Consider the following 11836-nt stretch of genomic DNA (forward strand, 5'->3'; position numbering starts at 1 on the left):
TTTTGTTTTCCGCGCCATTGGCGCTTGCAGATGCCCCCCGGAGACCCCTGACCATGGACGATTACGCCAGTCGGCAAAGACAGCCCACCAAGCACCTGCTGGGTCTGGGACTGGTGTTGGTGCTGCACTTGTTGCTGTTTTGGGCCATCAATTCAGGCTTGGCCCAGTCATTTGTGAAGACAATCAAAGCGCCTGTACAAGCCATTTTGCTGGAAGAAACCAAGCCGGACCTTCCTCCGCCACCGCCGCCCCCACCAACGCCTGCACCGGCAGCGCCGCCCAAAAATTTGCCCCCGCCTACACCGCAGGCCTATGTGCCGCCTGTAGATGTGCCCCTGGTCAATGCCGCGCCTGCGGCCAACGCGATTGCCGCCGTGTCGGCCACACCCCAGCCGCCAGCACCACCGGCACCGAGTGCGCCCGCCGTCAAGGCAGAAGCTGTGCGCACGTCGGCTGTGGTCAATGCGGCCAACTGCGAAAAGCCCGATTACCCCAGCGCCTCGCGCCGCATGGAAGAAGAAGGCACTGTGAGCCTGCGCTTTCTGGTGGGGGTCGACGGCAAAGTGGTGCAATCGGAAATTGAAAAATCTTCGGGCTTCAAGCGCCTGGATGAAGCTGCGCGTGCAGGCTTGTCCAAGTGCGCTTTCAAACCAGCCACCGTGGACGGCAAGCCCGAGCAGGCCTGGGCCAGCATGAAATACACCTGGCGGCTGGAGTGACCCGTCCCCCAAGGTCCCAGCCCTATCACTTGTCCATACATATTCCCGAGGAGCAACGCAACATGTTCAAACGACTCAAACAATTTCTCTGGTGCGCTGGCCTCTTGTCCAGTGTGCTGACGGCCGATCTGAGCCTGGCCGCCAAACCCCAAGAGGCACCTGCTGCCACCCCGGCTGCAAGCACAGCACAGCCCGAAATGGCTGCGACTTCGGCCTCTACCGTGCCGCCCATCACCCCAACGGAATACGTGACCGAAGAAAACCCCTACGGCCTGGCCGCCTTGTGGGCTCAGGGCGACTTTGTGGCCAAAGGCACACTGCTGATCCTGGTGCTCATGAGCATGGCCTCTTGGTACGTCATCTTCACCAAACTGGCTGAGCAATCCAAACTCAACAAACAAGCCGCTGCCGCCAAAGAAACCTTCTGGAGCGCAAACACCGTGGCCCAGGGCAAAGACACCCTGGCAGCAGACTCGGCGTTTCGCTTCATTGCAGAAAAGGGCCTGGAAGGCGCCTCCAAGCACACCGGTTTGCTGGGCGCTGTGGACTTCAATGAGTGGGTCACCATGAGCATCCAGCGCGCCATGGCCAACGTGCAAAGCCGCATGCAAGACGGTCTGGCCGTGCTGGCCACCGTGGGCTCCACGGCCCCGTTTGTGGGTTTGTTTGGCACCGTGTGGGGCATCTACCATGCCTTGGTCAAGATCGGCATGTCCGGTCAGGCGTCCATTGACAAGGTCGCTGGCCCCGTGGGCGAGGCGCTGATCATGACGGCCATTGGCCTGGCGGTGGCGGTGCCTGCGGTGCTGGGCTACAACTGGCTGGTGCGTCGCAACAAAGCCGTGATGGAGCAAGTCAACGCCTTTGGCGCTGACTTGCACGCTGTGCTGCTCGGCTCGGCCAAGAAGTAATTCCCATCGCTTTGGCGGTGGCAGCACCGCCAAAGCGATCTCAGGAGAAGCCAACATGGCCATGAACGTAGGAGAAGCCGATGACGAGATCATCGGCACCATCAACACCACCCCACTGGTGGACGTGATGTTGGTGCTGCTCATCATCTTTTTGATCACGATCCCTGTGGTGACCACCTCGATCAAGGTGGACTTGCCCAAAGAAAAGAACGTAGTGCGCGAGTCCAAGCCCGAGAACGTGATCATCTCGGTGGACAAGGCAGGGGGGATCTACCTGTATGACACCAAGATCAAGAACAGCAGGGACTTGCTCGAACGCATGAAGAAGTTCTCGGCCATGAAGCCTCAACCCGAGGTGCAGATCCGTGGCGATGGACAAAGTGATTTTGAGTCGGTGGGCCGTGTGATGTATGCGGTGCAACGCGCAGGCATCACCAAGGTGGGCTTCATCACCGAGCCGTCTGGCCATTGACAGGAGCAAGACATGGCAATAAAGGTAGGAACGAGTTCCAGCGACGAGCCGGAAGTCATGATCGACATGAACACCACGCCGCTGATTGACGTGATGCTGGTGCTGCTGATCATGCTGATCATCACCATCCCGGCGCAGCTGCACTCGGTGAATCTCGACATGCCGGTGCCCACGAATGCGCCCAAGAAGGCCGACCCAGTGGTGATCAAGATCGATGTAGACGCAGGCAGCGTGATCCACTGGAACGGAAAACCTTTGACCAGTCGTGCAGAACTGCAAGCCAAGTTGACTGAAGCAGCCGCGCAGCAACCTCAACCGGAGCTGCACATCCGCTCACACGCCAAGGCGAAATACGAAGCAACTGCCGCAGTGATGGCCAACGCACAGCGCATCGGGCTGACCAAGCTGGGAATCGTTGGGTCTGAGCAGTTTGCGAACTGACAGGCACAATCCACGCACAACAAAAAAGCCGCATGAAGCGGCTTTTTTGTGGGTTGCAAATTGACCAAAGATCAGTCGGCGTATTTACCCGCTGCGTCCACCGCAGCCTTGATCTTGATCATCTCGGCGGCCACAAACTTCTTGTGCTCAGCGGGGTCGGAACGCTTGTCCGTCACCACCAAAGCGCCTAGGCTTTCGTTCTTCTTGATGAATTCAGGATCTTTCAGGGCTTTTTTCAGGGCATCGTTCAGCGTTTTGGTGATCGCTGCGGGCGTGCCTTTGGGGGCGTACAAACCGTGCCAAATGGTCAGATCGAAGTTCTTCATGCCCATCTCTTGCAAGCTGGGGTAATACTTGAGCACAGGGTGAGTGGCCAAGGGCTTGGCAGTGGTGACTGCAAAAGCCTTGACACGACCGCCTTCAATCTGGCCAGTGGTGTTGGTGGTCTGGTCACACATCACATCGACCTGGCCGCCGATCAGGGCGGTCATGGCGGGGGCTGTGCCGCCAAACGGGATGGTGGTCATCGCTTCTTTGGACTGCAGGTTAGATTGCCACAGCAGGCCGCAAATGTGTGAGGCGGACCCCAAACCAGCGTGGGCAATGTTCAGCTTGCCCGCGTTGGCGCGGATGTAGTTTTCAAAGTCGCGGTAAGTGTTGGCGGGCAACTGGGGCTTGCCAATCAGGGTCATAGGCACGTCGTTGATCATGCCCAGGAACTCGAAGTCTTCCAGCGTTTTGTAACCGAGCTTGCGGTAAAGCGCGGGGGTCGCAGCCATGCCAATGTGGTGCAACAACACGGTGTGACCATCGGGTGCGGCTTTGGCCACTTTGGTGGCACCAATGGTGCCACCCGCGCCAGCAGCGTTTTCGACCACAAAATTGCTGCCCGGAATTTGCTTGCGCATGGCTTCAGCCAAGTCGCGTGCGACGCGGTCTGTTGGGCCACCTGCGGTGAACGGCACCACGATGGACACGGGCTTGTTGCCGGGGTACGTTTGGGCTTGTGCCCCTGCGGAAACAGCGGCCAAGGTGGCCAGAGCTATCCATTGCTTCATCTAACACTCCTGAAATTGACTTAACAGTTTAAAACCTCAAGAGTGTCATGAAATCACGGAAACTACTTAGCAACCAACCCTTGGATGACCTTGATTTCACTAAGGAATTGCACCGGCCAACTCCACACACTTGCGGCGCCTGAACAGGGGACTTACTGGTAACTGCGGGCGTCCTCGATCACCTTGCCATCATTGGCCAGGCTGCCCGCGGCCACCAAGTGCACCTCGCCACGCAACTTGGTCACGTCGCGCACGGCTTCAGACACTCGGGCCTTCAAGGACTCGTCGGACAAGGCGGTGGTTTCGACGAGCAGCGCCATTTGGTCATTGGCCATCTCGCCACTGACCACCAAACGCGCTTTGTTGACTTCGGGGAAGCGCTTGACGATTTCGGCCACCTGGCCGGGGTGCACAAACATGCCCCGGATCTTGGTGGTCTGGTCGGCCCGGCCCATCCAGCCCTTGATGCGCTGTCCGGTGCGGCCGGTAGGGCAAGTGCCGGGCAGGATGGCCGACAAGTCGCCCGTGCCAAAACGGATCAGCGGGTAGTCGGGGTTGAGCGTGGTGATGACCAGCTCGCCCACCTCGCCCTCGGGCACCGGGTCACCGGTGCCAGGGCGCACGATCTCGACGATCACGCCTTCATCCAGCACCAGGCCTTCACGCGAGGCGGTTTCGTAAGCGATCAGACCCACATCGGCCGTGGCATAGCACTGGTAGGCGTCCACGCCGTGCGCCGTCATCCAGTCACGCAGGCTGGGCGGAAAGGCCTCGCCCGAGACCAGTGCCTTGCGCAGGCTGGGCAGGGCCACACCCATTTCGGCGGCTTTTTCGAGGATGATTTTCAGAAAACTGGGCGTGCCAATGTAGCCCGCAGGCTGCAGCTCGGCCATGGCGCCCACTTGCTGCTCGGTCTGGCCAATGCCGCCCGGGAACACGGTGCAGCCCAAGGCATGGGCACCGGTTTCCATCATGGAGCCCGCAGGCGTGAAGTGGTAGCTGAAGCAGTTGTGGATCAACTCGCCTGGGCGAAAGCCGGCTGCAAACATGGTGCGGGCCATGCGCCAGTAATCGGAGCGGGTGCCTTCGGGCTCGTAAATCGCGCCGGGGCTGGCAAACACGCGGGTCATGCTTGGGCCAAAACCCAAGGTGCTGAAACCGCCGAACACGTTGCCACCTTCGGCACGCGCAGCTTTTTGACGCTCCAGCAATTCGTATTTGCGGATCACCGGCAAGGCTGCCAAAGCGGCCCGGCTGTTGACGCTGGCGGCATCGACATCGCGCAGCAAGTCGGCAAAGGCGGGGGCATGGGCCTTGGCGTGTGCGACTTGCGCGGGCAAGGTGGCCATCAGGGCGGCTTCACGCGCTTGAGGGCTGCGGGTTTCCAGGGCGTCAAAGTGCTGGCTCATGGGGACTTTCCGGGGGTACTGCTGAGGAAAACGGGGCGGGCAAAGACTCAAGCCAACCAGCGCTTGCGGCGCTTGTAGCTCTTCACGTCCTTGAAGCTCTTGCGTTCACCACCGCCCATGCCCAAATAAAACTCTTTCACATCTTCGTTGGTGCGCAGGTCTTCGGCAGCGCCGTCCATCACGATGCGGCCCGACTCCATGATGTAGCCGTAATCGGCGTATTTCAGGGCCATGTTGGTGTTCTGCTCAGCGATCAGGAAGGTGACTTTTTCCTTCTCGTTCAGGTCCTTGACGATGTTGAACACCTCTTCCACGATCTGCGGGGCCAGGCCCATGGAGGGCTCGTCCAAAAGCACCATATTGGGGTTGGTCATCAGGGCGCGGCCAATGGCACACATTTGCTGCTCACCGCCCGAGGTGTAGGCCGCTTGCGAGGTGCGGCGGGTCTTCAGGCGTGGGAAATAGGTGTAGACCTTGTCCAGATTGGCCGCGATCTCGCCCTTGTCGGTGCGGGTGTAGCTGCCGGTCATCAAGTTTTCTTCGATGGTCAGGTGGGCAAAGCAGTGGCGGCCTTCCATGACCTGCACCACGCCCCGATTCACCAGGTCGGCAGGCGACAGGTTTTCGATGCGCTCGCCACGCAGCTCGATCGAACCCTTGGTCACCTCGCCGCGCTCGCCTTGCAGCAAGTTGGAGATGGCCCGCAGCGTGGTGGTCTTGCCCGCGCCGTTGCCGCCCAGCAAAGCCACAATGCCTTGCTCGGGCACCTGCAGGGACACGCCCTTGAGCACCAGGATGACGTGGTTGTAAATGACCTCGATGCCGTTGACGTTCAGAACAATGTTTTTGTCGCTCATGGACTGTGCCTTTTCTTTACTCTGGGGTTCAAGCCAAATGAAACCGCTGCAAGCAAGGGTTTCATTTGGCAGCTGCCGATGGCGCAAACCACCGTGCAGCTGCAGCCCGCCGCTTGCGCAGCGGGCTGTTCACCGATCAGGACTGGCAATCCGCAGGGGTGCGGCGTGTGATCTTCTTCTCGGCGGCGTACTTGTCGGCAGCGGCCTTTACCATGGGCTTGATGATCTGCTCATCGGCCTGCATCCAGTCGCTGCTGAATTGCCACTTGGTGCCGTCCCATGTGTGGATACGGGCCCAGTTGGCACCCATGTGGTCAGCGCAAGACGTGGAGATCGGACGCAACACACCCTTGAAGCCCAGGGCATCGAGCTTGGGTTGGGTCAGGTTCAGGTTTTCATAACCCCAGCGCGCTTGCTCGCCGGTCACGACTTTGCCCTTGCCGTACTTCTCTTGGGCTTGACGCACACCTTCCACCGCAAACATGGCGCTGAACAAACCGCGCATGTACAGCACTTCGCCCACTTCGTCCTTGGGTCCAGTGCCCTGGCCTTTGGCGTGCAACTTGTTCAGCACTTCCTTCACAATCGCAGAACCCTTTTCGGTACCGTGCTGCATGGTGATGGCGTTGTAGCCCTTGGCGCCCATGCCGATGTCCTTGACGTCAGGCTCGGCACCTGCCCACCACACGCCCCAGATGTTTTCTCGGGGGTAGCCGGTGGCTTGTGCTTCCTTGAGCAAGGTGGAGTTCATCACGCCCCAGCCCCAGTTGACCACGTAATCAGGGCGGTCGCGGCGAATTTGCAGCCAGGTTGATTTTTGCTCCACGCCAGGGTGGGTGACAGGCAACAGGCTCAGCTTGAAGCCGTGCATGGCGGCACGCTCTTGCAGGATCGGGATGGCTTCTTTGCCGAATGGGCTGTCGTGGTACACCAAAGCGATGTGCTTGCCCTTGAGCTTGTCGAGACCACCGGCCTTCTTGCCGATGTCCTGGACGATGACGTCACCGGCCACCCAATAGGTGCCTGCGAGTGGGAAGTTCCACTTGAACACGCCACCATCAGCCGATTCGCTGCGGCCGTAACCTGCAGTGATCAAAGGAATCTTGTCGCCAGGGGCTTTTTCGGTCAGGGCAAAGGTGATGCCGGTGGACAGGGGCTGGAACACGGTCGCGCCGCCGTTCTTGCCCTTCAGGCGCTCGTAGCATTCCACGCCGCGGTCGGTGGCGTAGCCGGTTTCGCATTCTTCAAAGCTGACCTTGACGCCGTTGATGCCGCCGCGCGCATTGACCAGCTTGAGGTAATCGACATAGCCGTTGGCAAAGGGCACGCCGTTGGGGGCGTAAGCACCGGTGCGGTAAACCAGCACGGGGAAAAATTGCTCTTTGGTTTGGGCCGTGGCCACGGTGCTGACCAGCGCACTGGCAAGACCGGCAGCCGCCACCGTGGTGGCCAGAACGAGTTGACGAAGCTTCATGGTTTGTCTCCTGTTAAAAAAGGGAAGCACTGGGGGTAAAAACACTCGAAAAAAAACGCTGCACATCAGTGCGGGAAGGGCCACAGACGCAGTTTTTGCTTGGCCACCGACCACAGCTTGGCCAGACCATGCGGCTCCACGATCAGGAACCACACAATCAGGGCACCAAAGATCATGAATTCGGTGTGAGACACGGCCGCAGTCGAGATGCTCACGCCCAACAGATCACCCATCGCGGGCAAGAACTGGTTCAGGAAAATTGGCAAGATCACGATGAAGGCCGCACCAAAGAAGCTGCCCATGATGGAGCCCATGCCGCCGATGATGACCATGAACAAGAGCTGGAAAGAGCGGTCAATCGAGAAGGCCGCTGGCTCCCAAGAACCCAGATGCACAAAGCCCCAAAGGCCGCCGGCCACGCCGACGATGAACGAGCTCACAGCAAAAGCGCTGAGCTTGGCGTACATGGGGCGAATGCCAATCACGGCCGCGGCCACGTCCATGTCGCGGATGGCCATCCACTCACGGCCAATGGCCGAGCGCACCAGGTTTTTGGCCAGCAAACCAAACACGACCAAAAAGACCAGGCAGAACAGGTACTTTTGCAGCGGGGTGTCGATGGCCCAGCCGAACACATTCAGGTTGGACACCGAAACCGAGCCCGAGGCATTGTTGTTGGTGAACCAGCCCACGCGCAAGAAGGCCCAATCACAAAAGAACTGCGCCGCCAGCGTGGCCACGGCCAAATACAGGCCTTTGACGCGCAAGCTGGGGATGCCAAAGAACATGCCCACCAAGGTCGCAAAAAAGCCCCCGGCCAGCAGCGCCACGATCAAGGGCATGCCCTCGATGCGGATGTAGGTGTTGTAGGCCATGTAGGCCCCCACCGCCATGAACGCGCCCGAACCCAGCGAAATCTGACCGCAATAACCGACCAGGATGTTCACCCCCAAAGCCGCCAGCGACAGGATGAGGAAGGGGATCAGGATGGCACGGAACATGTACTCATCGGCGAGGAAGGGCACACCGATGAAGGCGAAGGCAATCAGCGCCAGGATGGCCCAGCGGTCTTGCGCAATGGCAAAGATCTGCTGGTCGCTGCGGTAAGAAGTCTTGTACTGACCGTTTTCTCTGTAAAACATGTTTTCTCTCCTTACACGCGGTCGATGATTTTTTCGCCGAACAGGCCTTGCGGACGGAACAGCAAGAACACCAGCGCCAGCACATAAGCAAACCAGATTTCGATGCCGCCGCCCACAAAGGGGCCCAGGTACACCTCGGACAGCTTCTCACCCACACCGATGATCAGGCCGCCGATGATGGCGCCGGGCACCGAAGTCAGGCCACCCAAAATGATGACTGGCAAAGCACGCAAAGCCACGGTGGTCAGCGAGAACTGCACGCCCATCTTGGAGCCCCAGATGATGCCGGCGACCAAGGCGGTGATACCGGCCACGAACCAAACAATCACCCAGATGCGGTTGAGCGGGATGCCAATCGACTGCGCCGCTTGGTGGTCATCGGCCACCGCACGCAGGGCGCGTCCGGTGCTGGTCTTTTGGAAGAAGAGCGACAACACCACCACCAGCAAAGCCGCAATGCAAGCCGCATACACGTCTTCGAGGTTGACGAGCACGCCGCCGGGGAACACCGAGTCGAACAGGAACACCGGGTCTTTGGGCATGCCCACGTCGATCTTGTAGATGTCGCTGCCAAAGATGGTCTGACCCAAACCATCCAGGAAATAGGTGATGCCCAAGGTGGCCATCAGCAAGGTCACGCCTTCCTGGTTGACCAAGTGGCGCAGCACCAGGCGCTCGATCAGCCAGGCCAGCATGAACATGATGGCAGCCGCCAGCACAAAGGCGATCAGGTTGCCCAGGAACTTGTCTTGGATGCCCAGCCAACCCGGAACCCATTCGGAAAAACGCGCCATGGCCAAAGCCGCGAACAACACCATCGCGCCTTGCGCGAAGTTGAACACGCCCGAGGCCTTGAAAATCAGCACAAAGCCCAGCGCCACCAGCGCATAGAGCATGCCGGCCATGAGACCGCCAAAAAGAGCTTCCAGGAAAAATGCCATGTCTTGTTCTCCTCAGTGGCTGGTGCCCAGATAGGCACTGATCACGTCTTCGTTGTTGCGCACTTCTTCGGGAGTCCCGTCGCCGATTTTTTTGCCGTAATCGAGCACCACCACGCGGTCCGAGATGTCCATCACCACACCCATGTCGTGCTCGATCAACACGATGGTGGTGCCGAACTCGTCGTTCACATCCAGAATGAAGCGGCACATGTCCTGCTTTTCTTCCATGTTCATGCCAGCCATGGGCTCGTCGAGCAAGAGCACCTTAGGCTCCATGGCCAGGGCGCGACCCAAGTCCACCCGCTTTTGCAGGCCATAAGGCAGCTGACCCACGGGCGTTTTGCGGAAGGCCTGGATCTCCAGAAAGTCGATGATGTGCTCAACAAATTCGCGGTGCTTTTCTTCTTCGCGCTGCGCGGGACCGATGCGCAAAGCCTGCATGAACAAATTGCTTTTGATGTGCAGGTTGCGGCCGGTCATGATGTTGTCGATCACGCTCATGCCCTTGAACAAAGCCAAGTTCTGGAAAGTACGGGCAATGCCCATCTCAGCCACTTGGCGGCTGTTCATGTGGTCAAACTTTTGGCCACGGAAGGTGATGCTGCCCTCTTGGGGGGTGTAGACCCCGTTGATGCAGTTGAGCATCGAGCTTTTGCCCGCGCCATTGGGGCCAATGATGGCGCGCACTTCGTGCTCGCGCACGTTGAACGAGATGTCGGTCAGCGCCTTCACGCCGCCGAAGCGCAAACTGATGTTGTTGACGTCCAGAATGACGTCGCCGATTTTCTTGGTCATGCTGCTGCCTTCACGGGTGTGAATGTTTTGGCGTCGGAAATTTTGAGTGTCGCGCTGACGCTGCCGGTGCGGCCGTCTTCAAACTTCACCACAGTGTCGATGAACTGCTCGGCTTTGCCCTCATACAGGCCATCGACCAGCGGTTTGTATTTGTCGGCGATGAAGCCACGACGGACCTTGTTGGTGCGGGTCAACTCGCCATCGTCGGCGTCCAGCTCTTTGTGCAGAATCAAGAAGCGCGAGACCTGGCTGCCCGCCAGCATGGCGTCTTCGGCCAGATCAGCGTTGACCTTTTCCACACACTCCTGGATGAGCTGGTACACCTCGGGCTTTTGCGCCAAATCGGTGTAACCTGCATAAGGCAGGTTGCGGCGCTCGGCCCAGTTGCCCACGGCGTCAAAGTCGATGTTGATCATCACGCACACTTTTTCGCGCTGGTCGCCATAGGCCACCACCTCTTTGATGTGCGGGAAGAACTTGAGCTTGTTCTCGACGTACTTGGGCGCAAACATGGCGCCGTCGTTGGCACCGCCCTGAATGCGACCCACGTCTTTGACGCGGTCGATGATCTTCAGGTGGCCATGGCTGTCGATGAAGCCCGCATCGCTGGTGTGGTACCAGCCGTCGGACGTCAACACTTCGTCGGTGGCCTTCTGGTTTTTGTAATAGCCCTTGAGCAAGCCGGGCGACTTGACCATGATCTCGCCGTTGTCGGCGACCTTGATTTCCACGCCCTTGCACGGCACACCCACGGTGTCGGCACGCGCTTCGTTGTCGGGCTGCAGGCACACGAACACGGCGGTTTCGGTCGAGCCATACAGCTGCTTGATGTTCACGCCGATCGAGCGGAAAAAGGTGAACAGATCAGGGCCAATCGCCTCACCCGCGGTGTAAGCCACACGCACGCGGCTGAAACCCATGTTGTTGCGCAAGGGGCCATACACCATGAGGTTGCCCAAGCCGTACACCAAACGGTCCATGAAGCCGACCGATTGGCCGTCCATCAAGGCGGGGCCGACTTTTTTGGCCACACCCATGAAGTGGTGGAACAGCTTGCGCTTGAGGCTGCCCGCGTCTTCCATGCGGATCATCACGCTGGTGAGCATGCCCTCGAACACACGGGGTGGCGCAAAGTAATAAGGGCTCTGATGAATTTCAAGTGGGTTGCCCAGCATGAGGATTGATAGCGTGGAAGTCGAGTCTCCCGGCGATCAAGAAGATGACAGTCTTGATCGTTGTGATTCGCGTAAACCCACGCGCACGACGCTTGGATGCCTGGAACAAACCGTTGATGGCTTCGAGGAATCCGTTGGTCTGGCGTGTCTGCGCCCAGGCCACGATGCCTTCCATATGAGCGCGGATCATCTTGGCAACGTCCTTCATCGGTTCGACCTTGGAGCGCATCACGCATGTGCACCAGTGATCCAGCATGGTTCGCACAACGTTGATCTGCTTTCGATCAAGGATCTCACGCAACTGCTCTTTGTAGGACCACGCCCTGGCCGTGCGTTTGACGGTCATCTTGGCCATCAACGCATCCAGTTCAGCTGCCGCCTCCGGTTTGAGCTTGGCTGTGTCTTTGAGCAAAGTCCAGCGCATGCCCTTGAGAGACTTGTC

12 protein-coding genes and 1 pseudogene are annotated in these 11836 nt (G+C 59.1%); 4 read left to right on the forward strand and 9 right to left on the reverse strand.

Translation table 11 applies throughout. From position 1 onward, the window contains the following. Positions 1-53 precede the first annotated feature (53 nt). The 4 genes from AMM33_RS01105 to AMM33_RS01120 all read left to right on the forward strand — a co-directional run bounded on the left by AMM33_RS01105 (position 54) and on the right by AMM33_RS01120 (position 2543). A complete protein-coding gene (locus AMM33_RS01105) occupies positions 54-719 on the forward strand; it encodes an energy transducer TonB (protein ID WP_090138035.1) in 666 nt (221 codons plus the stop codon). Between the two features lie 62 nt (positions 720-781). Beyond that, positions 782-1630: a MotA/TolQ/ExbB proton channel family protein gene (locus AMM33_RS01110; RefSeq protein WP_228767885.1), complete on the forward strand. Its 849-nt coding sequence runs from the start codon at positions 782-784 to the stop codon at positions 1628-1630. 55 nt (positions 1631-1685) lie between these two features. Continuing rightward, positions 1686-2102 (forward strand): ExbD/TolR family protein, encoded by a 417-nt coding sequence (locus tag AMM33_RS01115; protein WP_090138037.1) that lies wholly within the window; start codon positions 1686-1688, stop codon positions 2100-2102. 12 nt (positions 2103-2114) lie between these two features. Continuing rightward, positions 2115-2543, forward strand: a complete 429-nt coding sequence (locus AMM33_RS01120; RefSeq protein WP_090138039.1) for an ExbD/TolR family protein — start codon at positions 2115-2117, stop codon at positions 2541-2543. A 71-nt stretch (positions 2544-2614) separates the two neighbouring features. Here the strand turns inward: AMM33_RS01120 and AMM33_RS01125 are convergent, their stop codons facing one another. The 9 genes and pseudogenes from AMM33_RS01125 to AMM33_RS01165 form a co-directional block, all read right to left on the reverse strand. Then, the gene (locus tag AMM33_RS01125; RefSeq protein WP_090138041.1) at positions 2615-3601 is read right to left on the reverse strand and encodes a tripartite tricarboxylate transporter substrate-binding protein; all 987 of its coding nucleotides are present in this window, start codon (positions 3599-3601) and stop codon (positions 2615-2617) included. A gap of 152 nt (positions 3602-3753) precedes the next feature. Further along, entirely contained in the window at positions 3754-5010 is a 1257-nt protein-coding gene (locus tag AMM33_RS01130; protein ID WP_090138043.1) for a phenylacetate--CoA ligase family protein, read from the reverse strand. Positions 5011-5057: 47 nt separating this feature from the next. Further along, positions 5058-5867 carry an ABC transporter ATP-binding protein gene (locus AMM33_RS01135; RefSeq protein WP_090138045.1) on the reverse strand — a complete coding sequence of 270 codons (810 nt, stop codon included), beginning with the start codon at positions 5865-5867 and terminating at the stop codon, positions 5058-5060. A gap of 136 nt (positions 5868-6003) precedes the next feature. Next, positions 6004-7341 (reverse strand): ABC transporter substrate-binding protein, encoded by a 1338-nt coding sequence (locus AMM33_RS01140; protein WP_090138047.1) that lies wholly within the window; start codon positions 7339-7341, stop codon positions 6004-6006. 65 nt (positions 7342-7406) lie between these two features. Next, positions 7407-8483: a branched-chain amino acid ABC transporter permease gene (locus tag AMM33_RS01145; protein WP_090138049.1), complete on the reverse strand. Its 1077-nt coding sequence runs from the start codon at positions 8481-8483 to the stop codon at positions 7407-7409. An 11-nt stretch (positions 8484-8494) separates the two neighbouring features. After that, positions 8495-9424, reverse strand: a complete 930-nt coding sequence (locus AMM33_RS01150; RefSeq protein ID WP_090138050.1) for a branched-chain amino acid ABC transporter permease — start codon at positions 9422-9424, stop codon at positions 8495-8497. Positions 9425-9436: 12 nt separating this feature from the next. Beyond that, positions 9437-10219, reverse strand: a complete 783-nt coding sequence (locus tag AMM33_RS01155) for an ABC transporter ATP-binding protein (RefSeq protein ID WP_090138052.1) — start codon at positions 10217-10219, stop codon at positions 9437-9439. Further along, positions 10216-11358 (reverse strand): annotated as a pseudogene (locus AMM33_RS01160) (AMP-binding protein); the annotation flags it as partial. The gene AMM33_RS01155 and the pseudogene AMM33_RS01160, both read right to left, overlap by 4 nt. 16 nt (positions 11359-11374) lie before the next feature. Next, on the reverse strand, positions 11375-11836 hold a 462-nt coding region (locus AMM33_RS01165; protein WP_194945156.1), incomplete at its 5' end, for a transposase.

Source organism: Limnohabitans sp. DM1, assembly GCF_001269385.1.
GTDB lineage: Bacteria > Pseudomonadota > Gammaproteobacteria > Burkholderiales > Burkholderiaceae_C > Limnohabitans_A.

Excerpts from the sequence above, each read along its gene's own strand:
- AMM33_RS01115 (WP_090138037.1), top strand. The coding sequence starts at position 1,686 with ATGGCCATGAACGTAGGAGAAGCCGATGACGAGATCATCGGCACCATC.
- AMM33_RS01150 (WP_090138050.1), bottom strand. The coding sequence starts at position 9,424 with ATGGCATTTTTCCTGGAAGCTCTTTTTGGCGGTCTCATGGCCGGCATG.
- AMM33_RS01145 (WP_090138049.1), bottom strand. The coding sequence starts at position 8,483 with ATGTTTTACAGAGAAAACGGTCAGTACAAGACTTCTTACCGCAGCGAC.
- AMM33_RS01110 (WP_228767885.1), top strand. The coding sequence starts at position 782 with ATGTTCAAACGACTCAAACAATTTCTCTGGTGCGCTGGCCTCTTGTCC.
- AMM33_RS01120 (WP_090138039.1), top strand. The coding sequence starts at position 2,115 with ATGGCAATAAAGGTAGGAACGAGTTCCAGCGACGAGCCGGAAGTCATG.
- AMM33_RS01140 (WP_090138047.1), bottom strand. The coding sequence starts at position 7,341 with ATGAAGCTTCGTCAACTCGTTCTGGCCACCACGGTGGCGGCTGCCGGT.
- AMM33_RS01155 (WP_090138052.1), bottom strand. The coding sequence starts at position 10,219 with ATGACCAAGAAAATCGGCGACGTCATTCTGGACGTCAACAACATCAGT.
- AMM33_RS01125 (WP_090138041.1), bottom strand. The coding sequence starts at position 3,601 with ATGAAGCAATGGATAGCTCTGGCCACCTTGGCCGCTGTTTCCGCAGGG.
- AMM33_RS01130 (WP_090138043.1), bottom strand. The coding sequence starts at position 5,010 with ATGAGCCAGCACTTTGACGCCCTGGAAACCCGCAGCCCTCAAGCGCGT.
- AMM33_RS01105 (WP_090138035.1), top strand. The coding sequence starts at position 54 with ATGGACGATTACGCCAGTCGGCAAAGACAGCCCACCAAGCACCTGCTG.
- AMM33_RS01135 (WP_090138045.1), bottom strand. The coding sequence starts at position 5,867 with ATGAGCGACAAAAACATTGTTCTGAACGTCAACGGCATCGAGGTCATT.